Source organism: Natronoflexus pectinivorans (assembly GCF_004345615.1).
GTDB classification, from domain to species: Bacteria; Bacteroidota; Bacteroidia; order Bacteroidales; family Marinilabiliaceae; genus Natronoflexus; species Natronoflexus pectinivorans.
Genome location: NZ_SLWK01000003.1, coordinates 150,179 through 168,763, shown reverse-complemented (window position 1 = coordinate 168,763; position 18,585 = coordinate 150,179). Strand labels below are relative to the sequence as shown.

Genomic DNA, 18,585 nt, shown 5'->3' with positions numbered 1-18,585 from the left:
TTTAAATATTTATTAATTTCGGTTTAGAAATAAAATTAATGTTATGCTGAAAATTCAACAAACAATCCATATGATTGTTTGTCGAAGTACTAAATACCTACTCCAAATCAAGGTTGAATTGTTGCTTTAACATAGCCAATGCAGGGTTCTTCTCCATCATTACCTTAAACTTATCGGCAGCCGTAAATACTTTTTCCTGAGGGGATGCTTGATGTTCTGCAACTTTCACCTTCAAACTTAACAAGCTGTTATGCAACTCCTTTTTTAAAAAAAGCATAATGGAATCTCTGTTCTTTTCGATTTCAACTTCCTGAACCGGACTTGATAATTCCAGATTAATGGTGTGATCCTTTTCTATTTGAGGCAAATGATTGTTGAGAATGGTAAACAAACGTACATTCTCTTTTTCAATTTCAGTGGCAAAACGCTTCCAGGCGCTTTGTAAATCCTGTATGGTGACAAGCTTGTTTAATTCTTCTGCAACAGGCTCTTGCGCATTGTTATTTGATGTTTTAGTTTCTGCGTTTCCTGAGGATTGATTATTAGAAATAACCTTATTGATAGAAAAGGATGTGATCCCCGGAGCCTGCTTGTTGATGCCTGAACCCGTTTTTGTTGTCGATTGGCTGTTTGACTTAACCTGAGCCGGATTATTTTTTCGCTTTTTTGCTAATTCAACTGCTTTTTTTTTTCTGTCACGATGCGTGACAGGCTAATCAGCGCAAATTCTACATGCAGCCGCTTATTTCGGGCAATTCTGTAATTTAGTTCGCTGTTCGTTACAATTTTTAAAGCTTCAAACAGAAACTCTGCATCGCATTTCTGCGCCTGTTCCAAGTACCTCTGTTTAATGGATGCCCCTACTTCCAGCAGATTAACGGTTTGCGAGTCCTTACACATCAGCAGGTCACGAAAGTGACTGCTGAGTCCGTTCAGAAAGTGACTGCCATCAAACCCATGATTTAATATGTCGTTGAATATTAACAGGCTATTGGTGGTGTCTTCAACTAAAAATGCATCTGTAATTCTAAAATAGTAGTCATAATCCAACACATTGAGATTGGAAATGACCTGCTGATAAGTGATGTTCCGCCCGGAGAATGCCACAATCTGGTCGAAAATAGAGAGTGCATCGCGCATGGCACCATCAGCTTTGGTGGCTATCACATTCAATGCTTCATCTTCATAGGCAATCTGCTCCTTTTCGGCCACGTATTTAAGGTGCTGAACCGCTGTTTCAACCGTTATGCGGTTAAAATCAAAAGTCTGACAACGAGATAAAATGGTTGGCAGAATTTTGTGCTTTTCAGTAGTGGCAAGAATGAAAATGGCATGATGTGGCGGCTCTTCCAGTGTTTTAAGAAACGCATTAAAAGCAGCCTGCGACAACATGTGTACCTCGTCAATTATGTACACGCTGTATTTTCCCATTTGGGGTGGTACGCGAACTTTATCAATTAAAAGGCGGATGTCGTCTACCGAGTTGTTGCTGGCAGCATCCAGTTCATGAATGTTGTATGAACGTTGCTCGTTAAATGATTTACATGAAGCACATTCGTTACAGGCTTCAAAATCGCTGGTAATTTCCTGGCAATTAATTGTTTTTGCGAAAATACGTGCACAGGTTGTTTTTCCTACACCACGAGGACCACAAAACAGGTAGGCATGTGCCAATTGATTGTTTTTAATGGCATTTTTAAGAGTGGCGGTGATATTCTCCTGCCCTTCAACTGTGGCAAATGTAGATGGACGATATTTTCGTGCCGAAACAATGTATTCCATAGTGTTGATAACCGCGTTTTTTAAGCAGCACTACAAAGATAAAAAAATCAGCAACCGGTACAAACCGGAAATTACTTTTTACTCCAATTCTTCGGACATGAAAACCAACCGGCCAAAGTTGGTGGCTCTGCTGTTGATGATGCGCAGCAGATTGAGCAATTCCATATGCATTTTACTGGATTCGAGGGATAAGGTATTTGGAGAAAGCAGCCGTTTGTAATGGCGTCTTTCCAGATCAAAGGCCATCAATGCATATTTGCGGTATTTTCGCTTCATTTTAAGAGCCTGGTTTTGATCCCAGTTTTGCATTAATGTCAAAGCTCGTTCAAGTTGTTTCAGGCATCGTTGATGGTAATTTTCTAGCTCTTTTTTTCCATCCGGCGAAAATTTGATCTGATTTTGAAGCCATTTTTCACCCTGTCGCAAAATATTGACCGAAACAATATCGGCAACCTGTTCCAGCTCATTAACCACGTGCATGAGACGAAATACCTCCTCCGACCATGTTTCCATGGGTTTGGATTCATTCAGTTTCACCAGAAACTGATTGATCTCTTCACGATAAAAATCGGTTTTCTCTTCCCAAATCCGTATTTGTTTAATGGCCTTTTCATCGCGATGAAAAAACGGATCCATACATCCTTCTACCATTCTATAAACCAAATTCCCCATATCCTCTATCTCCTTCTGTAGAAACGGCATGGAGAGTTCGGGTGATGATAAAAGGTCTTTATTCAAATGCTGAAGCGCATGTACCGGCTTCACTTTAGGAACGGGAACCAGTTTTACAGCCAGTTTGCCAATTAACCCGGTAACCGGAAGCATTGAAAACGCCATTAGGAAATTGAAAATGGTGTGAGCATTGGCCAGTAATCGTGCGTTAGAAGCTGCTTGTCCTGAAATTGCTGCGGTTATATTTGCCCAAGGCGTCAGCAGCCAAATAAAAATCAATGCGCCAATCACCCTAAACAGCGCATTTGCAACGGCAAGTTTGCGTCCCGGGTAGGAAGATGTCATGGCTGCCAAAAGAGCAGTTACGGTTGTTCCGATGTTGGTACCAAGAATCAGCGGAAGTGATGCCTCGAACGATAGAAGTCCGCTGTTGCAAAGGGTTATTAGTATTCCGATAAAAGCAGCACTACTTTGTATGAGTGCAGTAAATATCATGCCCGCGGCCATTCCTGCCAAGGGATTTTCAAGGTAAAGAAGGGCTTTGATGAACTGATCATTGTCGCGCAACGGCACCATACCATCCGACATCAGCTTCATTCCGAAAAAGAGTACACCAAAACCCAGTATGATTTGTCCGCCATGTTTCCAGCTTCCCTTGGTGAAATTTCGAATAAAGAACCCCAAACCCACGAAAAGAAGTGCAAAATTTCCTACATTGAAAGAGATCAGCTGAGTGGTAATGGTGGTTCCTATTCCGGTGCCTAAAAGCACCGGAAGGGTTTGTTTGAAAGTAATGAGTGATGCATCAACAAAACCCACCAATACAACAGAAGCAGCACTGCTGCTTTGAAAAAGCAATGTAAGAATGACGCCGAAACCAACTCCTCCGGCCTTATTCTTTAAAAATGAATCGAGTAATTGTCTGAGCCGCGCCCCTGCCAGACTTTTTGTCCCGGAGCTTAGAAGATCCATTCCTAATAGAAAAATTCCTAATCCCCCAAATACGGTAATAAAAGTGATAAACTCCTCCATGTTAATGATAAATTCATGATCGGATTAACAATAGATCCTTAGACTTTTCCCGAGATATTCGGGATTATATATTAGAAATAAGTAAGATTCTTATTATCAACTGATTGAACAACACAAGCATAAATTCATAAACGTTTGATAATTAAGCAAATAAAAAAGATTAACGAACTATTATAAAGAATTTTGTATATTATAGATTTATATCCCGAAACACTCGGGACTAATACCTAAAAATCTTTTTAATCTTTGGCACGCTTTTCCCGGTTGATATTTGGTCAAATATTATTTGCTTGTCAAAAGTCACTAAAATAATTCAAAAATATGAGAAATACAGCGGTATATGCCATTATATTAGCACTGGTTCTTTCATCATGCGCCACACTTCAGCGGCAGCAAACTGAGCCACAACCTGATATTTTAAGTGGAAGTTGGGAAATGATACAATGGATGCACAGTGATGATCTGGAGAGTGATTTTCCGCGGGGAGTTCCTGTTTTGGAGATCAACAGTAGCCAAAGTGAGGTGAGTGGTTTCAATGGTTGTAACAGGCTGAACGGACGATTCAGGTTCGATCGTGATGCTTCAACCTTGCAGTTTTTTGCCCTTCAAACCACAAAAATGTTCTGTTTATCGGTTGCCGAAAACGATTTTTCCCGCATTATGACGCTGGTTGATCGCTATCGTGTTACAGGTAAAGAACTATATCTGTTGAAAGGTGATGAGTTGTTAATGGTTTTTCAACGAAAAACCATTAACGGTGTCCCACAATAATTTTTGCAACTCTAAATCCGGCAGAGGTCTCGGCATGCAGTAAGTACAAGCCGGATGGCAAATCGCTTACAGATATCCTAACCGCACTGTGAGCAGGTTTATCGGAATGAATCAGCTGACCACTAGATGAGTATAGCGATAATTGATTAATAGTAATCTCCTCCGGCATTCTAATGTGAACTGCATTGTATGCCGGATTTGGGTAAACATGTAGATCACTGATATGCAGTTCAGGTAGGTTTAATGAGAGATCTTTTAAAACAATGTCCACGATGGTGTTAAATGCATCAAGATTGTGATCAATGGATGCTGACTCATATCCCACTGCATTAACAGTTATGGAGTATTGCCCTTGTGCTTTTGCCGGGAAATGGTAAATACCTGGTTCATATAAATGACCATCAATGGAAACTGTTGCATTATTAATAATTTGGCCATTTTGATTGATGATGTTTAGGGTTAAAGGCAACATTTCCGGAACGGAGAGGTAATGAAATCGTTTTTGGTTCAATACCCATTGCTCAGACTCGTGATCCCATGAGAAATCAGAAATGGTTTTTACCGAATACTCATAATTGTATTGATGAAACAACCGATAAATGCCCACCCAGTCCTCTTTTTCAGAATTCCATATAAATCCGGTCTCCTCCTGCTCGTTGTTTTCGGGATCAAAATGGTTGGTAATTTGCCATCCGTCAACCCATTGATCAAGATTTTGGTTCCAATTGTAGTTAAACAATCCAATTAAGTTACCCTTGGCATCATATTCATTTTCAACCTTCCACCAGTTAGTCCAAATATCAAAATCTCTATCCCAACGCAGAGCTTCCCACCCGGATTGCATTCCTTCGCCGGTATAATAAAACTCCTTTTTTAAACTGCTGATCCATTTACTTTCAACAGCATCCCAAAACATAAGAAGTTCGCTTTCGAGCTGGCTCTTATCATTATAGATGTATATGGTTCTGTTGTTTCCGATCCAGACCTCTTCAGTCAGATTATTGTAATAAGAGGTTTTTGATACAATTTGGTTGGTATTGTTGTATATTATATCTTTTCGAGTGGTGATAAACCATTGATTTATATTACTATCCCACTTAAACTGCTCAGTTTTCGTAACATTACCGTGCGAGTCGTACTGATGATTTATTTTCCAGTTGCCTTTCCAGGTTTCAGATCCTGAACTTTGAGTATAGTCAGCTATTTCAGAGGGGTGCCGACCGTTGCCAACGTATTTATATTCCCGTTTTTCCCGATTCTCCCACTGTAAGTTGTTCAGATCAAATTCCCGTTTCAGGAATTGAGTCTGACGTTTCAGCTCATCAAAAGTATAGATATATGATTTATAATCATACCAATTCGAATCATCCTCACCGGCTTTTTGAAATACAATCTCCAGAACATTATTGTTTAAGTTGTACTTGTAGCTCGTTTTTTTATACTTTAAAGAATCAGAACTGGTATAGTTGTTAAATATCAAAATACTGTCTGTGAGCGAAAAAGGGGTATTATGTATAGAAGAAAACAATTGTTGCTGAGAAATAATTGATTGTCCCTGTTCCTCAGCGGGAAGAGAGAAAGAGGTAATTCCATTTTGATGTGCAAAAAGATTGTCTGTAACACCATTAGTTGTTATCAGTAGGATGGATATTTTGAAAAGAAAACAGAGTAGATTTTTTTGCATGGTGTTATAACTTTTTTGAAATCATAGTTAAGGATTTTAACGATTTAAAATACAAAAAGTTGCTTTCTTCATACAGATTTAATTAACCTCTCCATAAAGATCATGATCCTCTGCGGAAGTGATTTTTACTGTGTAAAAATTACCTGTTTTCAGTGGATTTGGTGACGTCACCAAAACTTCCGGGTCAACTTCAGGACTGTCAAATTCAGTTCTGCCTATGTAATATCCTCCTTCCTCACGATCAATAATAACCTTGAGCTCTTTTCCTATTTTTGTTTCGTTGATTTCGCGACTGATGTTGCTTTGCAGTTCCATAATGGCATTGGCACGCTCTTGCTTGATTTCATCGGGAACATCATCTTTATAATTCAAATAGGCATAAGTATCCTCCTCATGCGAATAAGGGAACACGCCCAACCTTTCAAAGCGCGTTTCTTCCACAAATACCATCAGCTCCCGAAAATCCTGTTCGGTTTCGCCGGGGTGACCGGTAATCATGGTGGTTCGTAAATGAATGCCGGGAACTTTTTCTCTTATGGTTTTGATGAGTTCAATGGTTTGCTTTTTGGTAATTTTTCGTTGCATGGCACTCAGCATGGGATCCGAAATGTGCTGCAAAGCAATATCGAGATAGCGGCAAATCTTAGGATTATCTGCCATCACATCGAGTATATCCATAGGAAACCCTGCCGGATAAGCATAATGCAGGCGAATCCATTCAATTCCGTCAATTTCCGACAATCTGTCAATCAAAGGAGCAAGCATCTGCTTTTTATGGGTGTCGAGTCCGTACCACGATAAGTCCTGAGCAATCAGCTGTAGTTCTTTAACTCCTTTTTGTGCCAACTTTTGTGATTCGTCTACCAGACTGTCGATGGATCTGGATTGGTGCTTCCCGGTGATAATGGGGATGGCGCAATAAGAACATGACCGGTTACAGCCTTCGGAAATTTTAAGATATGCATAATGATCCGGAGTGGTGAGCGATCTTTCGTTCATAAGATCTGCCCGGTATGTCATACCCAGATCTTTGATCAGATTTTTCCAGTCAAATTTTCCATAATACTTGTCAACTTCAGGAATTTCCTCACCAAGTTGATCAACATAGCGCTCAGACAAACAGCCCATGACATAAAGTTGACGGATTTGCCCCTTTTGCCGCGCTTCAGCAAAACTGAGGATGGTCTCTATGGACTCCTCTTTTGCATCGCCAATAAAGCCACAAGTATTAATAACCACTATCTCACCGGTTGGGTTTGAGGAGTCATGTTCAACCTCGAAACCTCCTGCCTGAAACTGTTTAATCAACAACTCAGAATCCACCAGGTTCTTACTGCAACCCAGTGTTATAACATCAACACGCTTCTTACTCATTCAGGTACTTAATTTCCAAACAGGGAATCCACAAATGCCTCCCGGTTAAACGGTTGTAAATCATCCATTCCTTCACCAATCCCAATATATTTTACAGGCACCTTAAATTGATCCGACACCCCTATAACCACTCCACCTTTGGCTGTCCCGTCCAGCTTTGTAATGGCCAGAGCATTTACTTCGGTGGCAAGGGTAAATTGTTTGGCTTGTTCAAATGCATTTTGTCCTGTAGAGCCATCCAAAACCAGCAGTATTTCATGAGGTGCATCCGGCACCACTTTTTGCATCACATTTTTGATTTTGGTCAGCTCATTCATCAGGTTGATTTTATTGTGCAAACGACCGGCTGTATCGATGATGACCACATCGGCATCGGTTGCTTTAGCCGAAGATAGAGCGTCGTAGGCCACGGAAGCCGGATCGGATCCCATTTTTTGTTTGATAAGAGGAACATCCACTCTTTGAGCCCATATTTCCAACTGATCGATGGCAGCGGCACGAAAGGTGTCACCTGCACCTAAAACAACCTTTTTACCGGAACTTTTAAATTTGTGAGCCAGTTTACCTATGGTGGTGGTTTTTCCAACGCCGTTAACACCAACAACCATGATCACGTATGGCTTGGATTGTTGGGGAATTTCAAAATCTGCGGAACTGTTCAGTGCATTTTCAGCCAACAGAGCTGTGATCTCTTCCTTTAGAATTTTATCAAGCTCTGAGGCATTGATAAACTTATCTTTGGCCACTCTTTTTTCAATGCGCTCTATAATTTTAAGAGTGGTATCCACACCAACGTCGGAAGTAATAAGAACCTCCTCCAATTCGTCAAGTACATCATCATCAACCTTTGATTTTCCTACAACAACGCGGGTAAGCTTTTTTAATACACTCTCTTTGGTTTTGGATAAACCCTGATCGAGCCGTTCTTTTTTGTCACGGCTAAAACTTCCAAATAGTCCCATTATTATAATTGATTATGTCTATGATTGGCTAATTTATAAAACCTTGCAAATATAATGATTAAAAACAAAAAAAGGGGACTTGTCTGAACGACAAGTCCCCTTTTGGATAAATTTAATCCGGTATTCCGGCTATTTGCTGAAAAATTCTTTCACATTGTCATTGGTCACCATTTCCGAACGGAAAGAGTAAGAACCGGTTTTAGGTGATTTCACCATTTTAATGACACGGGTATGTCCTTTACCTTCGCCTTTTTTCTGCAGGGTTGCTACTACTTTCTTTGCCATGACTTAAATTTTACTTGATTTCACGATGTACAGTCATCCTTCTCAAAATGGGATTGTATTTTTTCAATTCCATTCTGTCGGGTGTATTTTTTCTGTTCTTTACGGTAATATACCTGGAAGTTCCGGGTTGGCCGCTCTCTTTGTGCTCGGTGCATTCAAGAATTACCTGGATGCGGTTTCCTTTAGCTTTTTTTGCCATTTTTATCTACCCTCCCTTATTATAATTTTGTACTTAATAGACCATTATCCTGCGCTCTTTTTATCGCAGCCTGCACACCAATTTTATTGATCAAACGAAGTCCGGAAGCCGATACTCTCAACTTAACCCAACGTTTTTCTTCAGGCAAATAGAAATTCTTGTAAAACAAATTTACATCAAATTTTCTTTTGGTGCGTCTTTTTGAGTGGGAAACATTGTTTCCAACCATTGCCTTTTTACCAGTTATTTCACAAACTTTTGACATCTCTCAAATGTTTTTTGTATCTACGTTTTTCAAACAGAGCGCAAAATACGTGATTTTCTTTTAAAAATGCAAATAGTTAGCCCTTTTATTTCTGTTAATTGTTGTTATTTCTTTAAATTAATTGTTGTTGTTTGCTTTTTATTATCTGAAATCTTTAATAGAACAGTAATTTTGTTGTTGTTGTCCGGCAAATTTAAGCAAAATATTTTAAAGCCATTAAAAAGTGTTGACGCCCCTAAGGGACACTGAATTATGAGGCTGCATTCTTTCTCAACTATTCCATCTATCTCAATTCTCAACATCTTAGGTCTAAGATCTATTCTCCCACTACAATTCCCCTCTTTCCAAAAGTTGCTTCATGATGATGATGCCGGCTTCTGCGGTTCTTAAAATATTTCGTTCCCGGTTGTTGCCAAAATTAAAAGTACGACTGATGACTTTTGTCCCATCCGACCATGCGAGCCATACTGTCCCAACCGGTTTTTCATCGGTGCCTCCCGATGGTCCTGCAATTCCCGAACTGGCAATGGCATAATCGCTACCTAATCGCTTACACGCTCCTATGGCCATTTGTTCAACGACTTCACGACTCACCGCTCCATGTTTTTCAATGGAGGAAGAATCAACTCCCAAAAGATTGGATTTTAAGTTGTTGCTGTATGCAACAACACCTCCCATAAAAGCGTTGGATGCTCCGGCAACGGATGTGATATAATGCGACATAAGTCCACCTGAACAGCTTTCTGCACAGCTAATTGTCTTATGTTTACTTAATAATAAGTTTAATAGTAATGATTCAGGTTTTTCATCATCAAATCCAAAGATGTTTTCTTCAACTAATGGGTATAACGCCTCAATAGCATTTTCGATAGCCGATTCAATTTGTTGCGCATTTTTGCCTTTTCCACTGATTCTTAATCTTAATTTCCCGGGCGAAGGAAGATAGGCTACTTTTAAAAAATCTGGGATTTGATCTTCCCAATCGGACAGCATTTCAGCCAGCACAGCTTCAGGAATGTTGAAGATGTGAACAGTTCGATGGCGAACAATGCCGTTGGTGAATTTCGCTTTTAAACGAGGTAATACCTCGTTTTCCATGGCATGTTTCATCTCCGTGGGAACTCCCGGCATGGAAACAACTATCACTCCGTTTTCTTCAAACCACATAATGGGTGCGGTTCCGACAGGATTCCTGATCACGTCGCATTTTTTCGGAACCAATGCCTGGTCTCTGTTGAGTTGATTGATGCGGCCTACCCGGTTTTTCAAAAACCTCTCAACATCATCCATTACTTGTTGGTTAAAAACCAATTGTGTGTTAAAGAATTTGCATAATGCAGCTTTGGTGATGTCGTCTCGCGTGGGTCCCAGACCACCGGTGAGTAATACTATGGCAGAACGACTGGCTGCTTCTTTTATGGCACTTAAAATCTCTTCTTCGCGGTCGCTCACCGAAGTAATCCGGTTGATGAACATGCCGGATTTATTGAGCTCCCCGGCCATCCATGCCGAATTGGTGTCCACTACCTGACCAATCAGAAGTTCGTCGCCTATGGTTATGATTTCTACCTGCATGTTGATTATATAAAAGTCTGTAAATGTTTCATATAAGTTGTGTTATTTAATCTTTATCATTACTATCCAGAGCCTCCAGTCGCTTTAACAACGGCGGATGTGAATAATTAAAAAAGACAAACCATGGATGCGGTGTGGGATTGCTGAGTGCTGTGGTGGAAATCTTCTTAAGGGCCGATTGCAAGGCTGAAGCACTCGCATGGTTTGCGGCAAATTCATCGGCCTGGTATTCCTGCTTTCTCGATAAAATGGTCATTCCCAAACCGGCCATGGAACTGATAGGACTGTACAACAAGCCAAACCCCAGTAATGCCACATGGAATACGGGATTTGCAACACCCAAAGCCTGGGAAATACCGGGATGGTTAATAAACCAGCCCAACAAAAACAGCGTAATTCCTGTTTGAAAAATCCCCAGCATGGTTCCCCTGATGGTATGTTTTAAACGGTAGTGGCCAATTTCATGTGCCAGCACGGCAACAATCTCTTCTTTGTCCAAATCATTTATTAAGGTATCAAATAAGACAATTCGCTTGTTTTTCCCAAAACCGCTAAAAAATGCATTGGCTTTAGTGCTTCGTTTTGAGCCGTCCATGACAAATACATTCTCCAATGAAAACCCTGCTTTTTGACTCATGTTCTCAATGGCCGATTTCAAATCCCCCTCTTCAAGTGGGGTGAGTTTATTGAACAACGGAAGTATCAGAGTGGTATAAAACTTACTGAAAAAGATCATAAACAAAGACAATCCACCCCAGGCATAAAGCCAGAACAACGATCCCGCACTGTGGTAAAACCACACCACTAACCATAGTAGAAAACCACCAATTAAGGCGCCAAGAAGTAGCGATTTAAACACATCAGCAATAAAGGTTCCTTTGGTGGTTCGGTTAAAGCCAAATTTTTCTTCTATTACAAAGGTGCTGTAAATAGAAAATGGTAACGAGAGAATCATGGAGGCCAGACCGATTGCTCCAAAATATACCAATGGCTGCAAATATTTATGGTTGGTAAAACTCTCAACGGTGTAATGTAGCCACCCAAAGCCTTGTAACAACAAAACCATCAGAATTAGAATGGTTGAGACTGCTGAAGAGATCAGGCCAAACCGGTAGTTGGCTAGGCGGTATTGTTTCTGCTTTTCAAACTTTTCTTGCGGATAAACATCCTCTAAACACTTGGGAACCTTGTCGCTCCAGCTTTTTCGATTGAGTTCTCCCAGAAAAAAATCCCACAATGCTTCGAAAACAATGATAGCTAGTATAATGTATAGTAATGGATGCATATTTACAGGTTTTATTTTAAACAAATGCAGAGTTCATTTCAGCTGTTAAACCGATATGGAACTCTGCATAATAATAAATGATAGAAGTTTATTTCCTCTTATTATGTCTACCGGTTATGGCTGTCTCCACAAGTGGCTTTTTAAACGATTGGTAAATCAGAACCCCTGCCAGAATAACAAACGGAATACTTAATATCTGTCCCATGTTCAATGTCATGGTCTCTTCAAAAGCTTCCTGGTTTTCTTTTACAAACTCGATTAAAATTCGAGTGGCAAAAATACCTATCAAAAACACCCCAAAAATAAGCCCCTGCCGCTTGGCAGCATTGGTTTTCCAATACATAAATATCAGCACAATAAAGGTGATCAGATAGCTGATGGCCTCATACAGTTGAGCCGGGTGTCTTGGTATTTCAGGATTATGAACATGTGCTTTTTCAAAAACAAAAGCCCATGGAACAGTGGTGGGACTTCCAATGATTTCTGAGTTCATTAAATTACCCAGACGAATAAATACTGCTGCCAATGCCACGGCAATCACCAATTTGTCCATGGTCCAGAGCATCGACTTTTTTGTCACCAGTTTTGAATAGAGCCAAATGGCCACAAGAATTCCAATGGCTCCTCCGTGACTGGCCAGTCCTCCCCTCCAAACCATCAGGATTTCGCCCGGATTTTGGGAGTAATAGTCCCATCCGTAAAAGAAAACATGTCCCAGACGTGCCCCGATTACCGTGGCCACCATCACGTAGATGAACAGCTTTTCCATCCACTCCTCCGGTGCATTATCTCTGCGAAACATTCTGTCAACCAAGTAATAACCCAGTAAAAAGGCCATGGCAAAAAACAGTCCGTAATACCTTACCGACATAGGCCCTAGTGAGAATATCTCTGGATCCGGAGCCCATGTTATATAATTTAATACCAACATAATACAACTAGTTATTTATAAATTTTATTTAAGATTTAGTAGTTGTTAAAATTTAGATTTAAATAATTCTTTAGATTATAGATCTTTCCCGAGACATTCGGAGTAGACAAATAGAATAGTTTAGAAAGATTATTAGACTCAACTGCATTTCTATTTTGTCTTGTCTATTGTTCTAACATCTATATGTCTAATATCTAGTATTCTAACATCTAAATCAATCAAGCTCCCTTTCCATGGCATTGTTTATATTTTTTCCCGCTTCCACAGGGACAGGGTTCATTTCTTCCTACTTTCTTTTCAACCCGAACAGGTTGCGTTACCTGTGGTCGTTTTTGATCCGCTCCCGGTTGACCGTAGCCTGGCGTTCCCGCTCCGGGGTCGTCTTTTTGCGTTCTGAGTCTGCTCAAATCTGTTCGCCTACGCTGGTCAGCCTCACGTACCTGACTGGCATCCCTAATGGGGATGTGTGCTTTAGACAGAGACGATGCGATGGTTCGGTTGTTTTTACCGATCATGGACTTAAACAGATTGAAAGATTCAAATTTATAAATCAAAAGCGGGTCTTTTTGCTCATAGGATGCATTCTGAACAGCCTGTTTCAGATCATCCAACTCCCTTAAATGTTCCTTCCATGCTTCGTCAATGGTGATTAACATCATCGCTTTTTCAAAAGAGCGGGAAAGTTCCATTCCTTCAGAATCGTAAGCACGTTTCAAATTGGTGTTGATTTGAAATACGCGCTGCGCATCTGAAATGGGAACAACGATGTTTTCGTATAGCTCGGCTTTTGTTTCGTAAACATTTTTAATAACCGGAAAAGCCTGTTTGGCCATGGTTTCAACCCTGCGGCGGTAGCTTTTCCATACTTCGTCATGCATTTTATCGGTCAACTCGTTGGGTTGACCTTTTAAAAATTCATCCTTTGAGACTGGTGCATCAACAGAAAATATTCGAAGCAATTCCTCTTTGAATTGGTCGAAATCACCAGATTGTTGATGTTCGTCCACCATCTCTTCAATGGTATCGTACATCATATTTGAAATCTCAACCTGCATACGTTCACCGAAAAGAGCACGGCGACGTTTAGTATATATAACCTCACGTTGAGAATTCATTACATCATCATACTCCAGCAATCGCTTACGGATACCAAAGTTGTTCTCCTCCACTTTTCTTTGGGCACGTTCAATGGACTTGGTAATCATACCATGCTGAATCATCTCTCCTTCTTCAACACCAAGCCTGTCCATGTATTTTACCAAGCGGTCAGAGCCAAACAGACGCATCAGGTCATCTTCCAGAGAAACAAAGAACTGAGAAGAACCCGGGTCACCCTGACGACCGGCACGTCCGCGCAACTGACGGTCAACCCGTCGGGATTCATGTCGCTCGGTACCTACAATGGCCAAACCTCCGGCAGCTTTAACTTCAGCAGACAGCTTGATGTCGGTACCACGACCCGCCATGTTGGTGGCAATGGTTACTGTACCGCTATTACCGGCCTCAGCAACAATGTCGGCCTCCTTCTGGTGAAGCTTGGCGTTAAGGACGTTGTGCTTAATGCCTCTGATCTTGAGCATTCGACTCAGAAGTTCCGAAACTTCCACATTGGTGGTACCTACCAATACCGGTCTTCCGGCTTTCACAAGTTCAACTATCTCTTCAATTACAGCGTTGTATTTCTCTCTTTTTGTTTTATATACCTTATCATTCATATCCTTACGCTGAATGGGTCGGTTGGTAGGAATAACCACCACATCCAGTTTATAGATATTCCACAATTCGCCTGCTTCCGTTTCCGCAGTACCGGTCATACCGGCAAGTTTATTATACATCCGGAAATAGTTCTGAAGCGTGATGGTGGCATAGGTCTGTGTTGCAGCTTCAACTTTCACCCGCTCTTTGGCCTCAATGGCCTGGTGCAGACCATCAGAATATCGACGGCCTTCCATGATACGACCAGTCTGCTCATCCACAATTTTTACCTTATTATCCATCACCACATATTCCACATCCTTTTCGAACATGGTGTATGCTTTAAGCAGCTGATTAATGGTGTGCACTCTCTCCGACTTAATGCTGTAGCTCTGCATCAGCTCATCCTTCTTAGCACGGAATTCCTCCTCAGGAAGACCAGCTTTTTCGAGGGTAGCCATTTCGGAACCAATATCAGGCAGAACAAAGAACTGGGGGTCTTCCGAGTTACCGGTAATCAGGTCAATTCCATTGTCGGTTAATTGAACCGAGTTGGTTTTCTCCTCTATAACAAAAAAGAGGGGGTCGGTTACTACATGCATGTTTTTGTTATTTTCCTGCATGTAGAAGTTCTCGGTTTTCAGCATTCCTGCTTTTACTCCGGGCTCACTGAGAAACTTTATAAGAGGCTTGTTTTTAGGCATTCCTTTGAAAGCTCTCAAAAGCAATAAGTTCCCTTCATCCTGCACTTTAGAGTCAGATGATTTAAGTTTTTGTTTAGCATCAGAAAGCAGTTTTGAAATCAAATTTCTTTGTGTTTCAACAAGTCTCTCAACCTTTGGTCTCAGCTCTGTAAAGAGCTGGTCGTCGCCACGTGGAATGGGACCTGAAATAATCAGTGGTGTTCTGGCATCGTCAATTAAAACCGAATCTACTTCGTCAACGATGGCATAATTATGCGACCGCTGAACCAGATCATCAGGAGATATGGCCATGTTATCGCGCAGATAATCAAAACCAAATTCATTATTGGTACCGTAAGTAATGTCGGCTCTATAAGCCTTTCGGCGTTCGGCAGAGTTGGGCTGGTGCTTGTCGATACAGTCCACACTTAACCCATGGAACATGAAAATGGGACCCATCCACTCCGAGTCACGTTTTGCCAGATAGTCGTTCACTGTAACAATGTGAACACCGCGTCCGGTTAGCGCATTCAAAAAGACAGGCAAAGTGGCAACCAGCGTTTTACCTTCCCCTGTGCTCATCTCCGCAATTTTTCCCTGGTGAAGAACAGCACCACCAATGAGCTGTACATCATAGTGCACCATATCCCATTTAACAGTGTTTCCTCCGGCAATCCATGAGTTACTAAATATGGCTTTATCACCTTTAATTTCAACAAAATCATGAACAGTAGCCAGTTCACGGTCAAATTCCGTGGCAGTAACCTCAATGGTTTCATTCTCCTTAAACCTTCTGCCGGTATCTTTTACAATGGAAAAGGCTTCGGGAAGCACTTCCTCAAGAACTTCCTCTAGTTTTGAGGTTATCACTTTTTCTAACTCATCAATCTCTTCGTAAATCCGTTCCCGTTCATCAATGTCAGGATCTTCATTATCAATGCGGGCTTTTAGAGAGTCAATTCTGTTTTGCTCTTCGGCAACGGCATCAAAAATGGTTTTTCTGACTGCATCGGTACGACTGCGCAGTTCATCGTTTGAAAGGGATTCTATTTCAGGGTAAACTGCCTTGACTTTATCAACATAAGGGGCAAGTACTTTCATGTCACGCTTCGACTTGTCCCCTACGAAAACGGATAGTATTGTATTAACAATGCTCATATAATGAATTATTTATAGATTTTTTGCGATTAAAATTACATCTTTTTCCATTAGTATAACCGCTTGTTGCGGTTGCACAGACTTCGAAAAATAGAGTAATTTGATTGATTAGGAAATGAATATGTGGTCTGAAAGAACAGTTATCAGACAATTCCGGGGCCTGCACGGGTGGAGCAGATAAATCCGGTGCAGGATTGCAGTACTTCCTCATTTGAAGGATGCAAAGCGTCTGAAAACCAGTCAGCAACCGGAAAACCGGAATGATAAACATAGGCAGTCTGACCAGAAGTCGACTCATCCGTTGCCTGTTTCAAACAGATGGTGGTTGAAACGCAACTAATTTTAATTTGCGGATACAGTAATACCTCCGAAAGTTGCCAGGCTGAGGAGAAGTTTTCAATGATGTTGCCTTTCAGGAGTCCGTGCTCGTAAATAAACACACAGGCATTGGGTTTGCATGTCGATTCATTTAGGCTGAGTGCTGATTTAAAAAAATCAGCCGACATAATCCGGATGTGCTGTTGACTGGCAGAAGTAATCCGGAAAAGACCATTCTTATCCTGTTCATCATCTTTGCAAACCGATATAACTACGGTTAGCGATAACCCAATGATGGTTAGATATGTAATATCTGGACGGTTTTTCATTTCCGGTTAACCTGTTTTAATACGACATGTAAAGATGACAAAAGATTTTTAAATCACCCTGAAAAGTTTGTTAAAATTGTGAATGTTTATGGCAGTGAGCAGAAAATAGTGCATATTTAAGCAATAATGGCGTGCTCAACCGACCGAAGAAATCAGCCATGACCACAACGGTTAGGAGGCACGCCATTAGATTTAACTATTAACAACAAGATTCCGGTTCTGGTTCACTAATTTTTTAAATATCGCTGAACATTTATAATTTGAGGAATGGAATAGTTTTCATTAGTGAGATAATTCATCATAATGTTGGCACAATACGGGGCATAAACCACTCCTTTTGAACCCATTCCATTCATAATCATCAAGTTTTTGTTGAGAGGATGCGATCCCAAAACCGGCATCCGGTCTTTCACTGCCGGACGCATACCCGCCTTATGGTCTGTGATGGTATAAGGGATTGATATGAGTTGTTCCAGTTTAGATGTTAACAATGGCAAATTTTTTTTCTCCGGCAAATTGTTGGTTTGATTGTGTAGATAACTGGCACCAACTTTATATCGATTTATTCCTGATGGAAGAAGGAATACTTTATCTCTGATAATACCATCAAAATCGATAGTTTCAGATTCTATTTCAATGATTTCTCCCTTATTGGGGTGAAATCCGGCATTTTTAAACCATGGATTATTTATAACAGCAGCTCCTTCGCAGAAAATCACATTTTTTGCGCTTATCAGATTTCTGATTTCAAAACGTTCGTTTTGAAATTCCATGGATGAATAGTCCAAATCCTCAACAATCATTTGCTTCTTTTGACACAATATGTTGTTTATGCCATCTATCAATTTAGGAATATCAAGGTATCCCGATTCAAGTATTAAACCGGCTGCGGAGAATGGCTTAATACCGGGGATTGTCATGTGAGACATAATCTGGCCGATGTATTTTCCAGGTGGATCTTCTTGTTTATTTTGCCAGTCTGACAACTCTTCATCATTGAGCAATTTAACAGATTTCATGGGGTGTAGCACTTTATGGCCGATGGTATTCTCAATGGCACTGTAAGTTTTAAGCATTTCAGGCCATAACTTTTCGGCCATTCTTGATATTCTTAACTTGTTAAACATTACAGGATTATAAAGACCTGCCGCCACCATTGAGGATTTTGGTAGAGAAGGTGAATCCATCACATGGAAATCCAACTTACGTTCCATCATACTCCAAGCCAGAACACTACCGGCCAACCCCTGTCCTATTATGAGATGTTCAGTACTTATCATTCAAATGATTGGTTATTTATTGTTTAATTTAATAGTTCGTTAATCATTTTTATATGCTTAATTATCAAGCATATGTGAATTTACAAACGTAAATTCTAATCGTCTGATAATTAGAGCCTTGTATGTATCTTAAATCTAATCCCTAATGTCTCGGGAAAAGTCTAACGATCTATTTTTTTTAGACTTTAAGGTCAACTCTGCCTCCTCATGAAATCATATAGTATTTTGATGTGTTTCTATTGATTTTCTACAAATCGGATAATTGCATCCTAAAATACATTATCTTTGCAAAAAAATCAATTTAA

At 40.5% G+C, this 18,585-nt stretch carries 16 protein-coding genes; 1 reads left to right on the top strand and 15 read right to left on the bottom strand.

Translation table 11 applies throughout. The features are described from left to right. Nucleotides 1-97: 97 nt before the first annotated feature. The 3 genes from EV194_RS06000 to EV194_RS05990 all read right to left on the bottom strand — a co-directional run bounded on the left by EV194_RS06000 (nucleotide 98) and on the right by EV194_RS05990 (nucleotide 3,486). The gene (locus EV194_RS06000) at nucleotides 98-391 is read right to left on the bottom strand and encodes a hypothetical protein (protein ID WP_132433117.1); all 294 of its coding nucleotides are present in this window, start codon (nucleotides 389-391) and stop codon (nucleotides 98-100) included. A 278-nt stretch (nucleotides 392-669) separates the two neighbouring features. Then, nucleotides 670-1,782 (bottom strand): DNA polymerase III subunit gamma/tau, encoded by a 1,113-nt coding sequence (locus tag EV194_RS05995; protein WP_132433115.1) that lies wholly within the window; start codon nucleotides 1,780-1,782, stop codon nucleotides 670-672. Nucleotides 1,783-1,860: 78 nt separating this feature from the next. Next, complete coding sequence (locus EV194_RS05990) at nucleotides 1,861-3,486, bottom strand: Na/Pi cotransporter family protein (protein WP_132433113.1); 1,626 nt, start codon at nucleotides 3,484-3,486, stop codon at nucleotides 1,861-1,863. 321 nt (nucleotides 3,487-3,807) lie between these two features. Here EV194_RS05990 and EV194_RS05985 point away from each other — a divergent pair, with 321 nt between their 5' ends. Further along, nucleotides 3,808-4,257, top strand: a complete 450-nt coding sequence (locus EV194_RS05985) for an META domain-containing protein (RefSeq protein WP_132433111.1) — start codon at nucleotides 3,808-3,810, stop codon at nucleotides 4,255-4,257. On the opposite strand, the gene EV194_RS05980 is transcribed toward EV194_RS05985, so the two are convergent. From EV194_RS05980 to EV194_RS05925, 12 genes are all read right to left on the bottom strand, one after another. Then, nucleotides 4,238-5,941, bottom strand: coding sequence for a T9SS type A sorting domain-containing protein (locus tag EV194_RS05980; protein WP_132433109.1), 1,704 nt, complete (start codon nucleotides 5,939-5,941; stop codon nucleotides 4,238-4,240). The genes EV194_RS05985 and EV194_RS05980 overlap by 20 nt on opposite strands. Nucleotides 5,942-6,019: 78 nt before the next feature. Next, nucleotides 6,020-7,315, bottom strand: a complete 1,296-nt coding sequence (rimO, locus tag EV194_RS05975; RefSeq protein ID WP_132433107.1) for a 30S ribosomal protein S12 methylthiotransferase RimO — start codon at nucleotides 7,313-7,315, stop codon at nucleotides 6,020-6,022. Between the two features lie 8 nt (nucleotides 7,316-7,323). Further along, complete coding sequence (gene ftsY, locus EV194_RS05970; protein WP_132433105.1) at nucleotides 7,324-8,277, bottom strand: signal recognition particle-docking protein FtsY; 954 nt, start codon at nucleotides 8,275-8,277, stop codon at nucleotides 7,324-7,326. A 129-nt stretch (nucleotides 8,278-8,406) separates the two neighbouring features. Next, the gene (locus EV194_RS05965; RefSeq protein WP_079556843.1) at nucleotides 8,407-8,562 is read right to left on the bottom strand and encodes a DUF4295 domain-containing protein; all 156 of its coding nucleotides are present in this window, start codon (nucleotides 8,560-8,562) and stop codon (nucleotides 8,407-8,409) included. Between the two features lie 10 nt (nucleotides 8,563-8,572). Next, entirely contained in the window at nucleotides 8,573-8,761 is a 189-nt protein-coding gene (rpmG, locus tag EV194_RS05960) for a 50S ribosomal protein L33 (protein ID WP_079556844.1), read from the bottom strand. Between the two features lie 19 nt (nucleotides 8,762-8,780). Beyond that, entirely contained in the window at nucleotides 8,781-9,026 is a 246-nt protein-coding gene (gene rpmB / locus EV194_RS05955; RefSeq protein WP_079556845.1) for a 50S ribosomal protein L28, read from the bottom strand. Between the two features lie 327 nt (nucleotides 9,027-9,353). After that, nucleotides 9,354-10,601, bottom strand: a complete 1,248-nt coding sequence (locus EV194_RS05950) for a competence/damage-inducible protein A (RefSeq protein WP_132433103.1) — start codon at nucleotides 10,599-10,601, stop codon at nucleotides 9,354-9,356. 46 nt (nucleotides 10,602-10,647) lie between these two features. Next, on the bottom strand, nucleotides 10,648-11,886 hold the full coding sequence (locus EV194_RS05945) for a M48 family metallopeptidase (RefSeq protein WP_132433101.1): 1,239 nt from the start codon (nucleotides 11,884-11,886) through the stop codon (nucleotides 10,648-10,650). Nucleotides 11,887-11,974: 88 nt separating this feature from the next. Further along, nucleotides 11,975-12,817 (bottom strand): prolipoprotein diacylglyceryl transferase, encoded by an 843-nt coding sequence (gene lgt / locus EV194_RS05940; protein WP_132433099.1) that lies wholly within the window; start codon nucleotides 12,815-12,817, stop codon nucleotides 11,975-11,977. Between the two features lie 218 nt (nucleotides 12,818-13,035). Beyond that, complete coding sequence (secA, locus tag EV194_RS05935; RefSeq protein WP_132433097.1) at nucleotides 13,036-16,353, bottom strand: preprotein translocase subunit SecA; 3,318 nt, start codon at nucleotides 16,351-16,353, stop codon at nucleotides 13,036-13,038. Nucleotides 16,354-16,496: 143 nt separating this feature from the next. Next, complete coding sequence (locus EV194_RS05930) at nucleotides 16,497-17,000, bottom strand: hypothetical protein (RefSeq protein WP_132433095.1); 504 nt, start codon at nucleotides 16,998-17,000, stop codon at nucleotides 16,497-16,499. A 227-nt stretch (nucleotides 17,001-17,227) separates the two neighbouring features. Further along, a complete protein-coding gene (locus EV194_RS05925; protein WP_132433093.1) occupies nucleotides 17,228-18,280 on the bottom strand; it encodes an NAD(P)/FAD-dependent oxidoreductase in 1,053 nt (350 codons plus the stop codon). Nucleotides 18,281-18,585 lie beyond the last annotated feature (305 nt).

Coding starts and splice junctions, on each gene's coding strand:
- EV194_RS05945 (WP_132433101.1), bottom strand. CDS start 11,886: ATGCATCCATTACTATACATTATACTAGCTATCATTGTTTTCGAAGCA.
- ftsY (WP_132433105.1), bottom strand. CDS start 8,277: ATGGGACTATTTGGAAGTTTTAGCCGTGACAAAAAAGAACGGCTCGAT.
- EV194_RS05965 (WP_079556843.1), bottom strand. CDS start 8,562: ATGGCAAAGAAAGTAGTAGCAACCCTGCAGAAAAAAGGCGAAGGTAAA.
- EV194_RS05990 (WP_132433113.1), bottom strand. CDS start 3,486: ATGGAGGAGTTTATCACTTTTATTACCGTATTTGGGGGATTAGGAATT.
- EV194_RS05925 (WP_132433093.1), bottom strand. CDS start 18,280: ATGATAAGTACTGAACATCTCATAATAGGACAGGGGTTGGCCGGTAGT.
- secA (WP_132433097.1), bottom strand. CDS start 16,353: ATGAGCATTGTTAATACAATACTATCCGTTTTCGTAGGGGACAAGTCG.
- EV194_RS05930 (WP_132433095.1), bottom strand. CDS start 17,000: ATGAAAAACCGTCCAGATATTACATATCTAACCATCATTGGGTTATCG.
- rimO (WP_132433107.1), bottom strand. CDS start 7,315: ATGAGTAAGAAGCGTGTTGATGTTATAACACTGGGTTGCAGTAAGAAC.
- EV194_RS05995 (WP_132433115.1), bottom strand. CDS start 1,782: ATGGAATACATTGTTTCGGCACGAAAATATCGTCCATCTACATTTGCC.
- EV194_RS05980 (WP_132433109.1), bottom strand. CDS start 5,941: ATGCAAAAAAATCTACTCTGTTTTCTTTTCAAAATATCCATCCTACTG.
- EV194_RS05950 (WP_132433103.1), bottom strand. CDS start 10,601: ATGCAGGTAGAAATCATAACCATAGGCGACGAACTTCTGATTGGTCAG.
- rpmB (WP_079556845.1), bottom strand. CDS start 9,026: ATGTCAAAAGTTTGTGAAATAACTGGTAAAAAGGCAATGGTTGGAAAC.
- lgt (WP_132433099.1), bottom strand. CDS start 12,817: ATGTTGGTATTAAATTATATAACATGGGCTCCGGATCCAGAGATATTC.
- rpmG (WP_079556844.1), bottom strand. CDS start 8,761: ATGGCAAAAAAAGCTAAAGGAAACCGCATCCAGGTAATTCTTGAATGC.
- EV194_RS05985 (WP_132433111.1), top strand. CDS start 3,808: ATGAGAAATACAGCGGTATATGCCATTATATTAGCACTGGTTCTTTCA.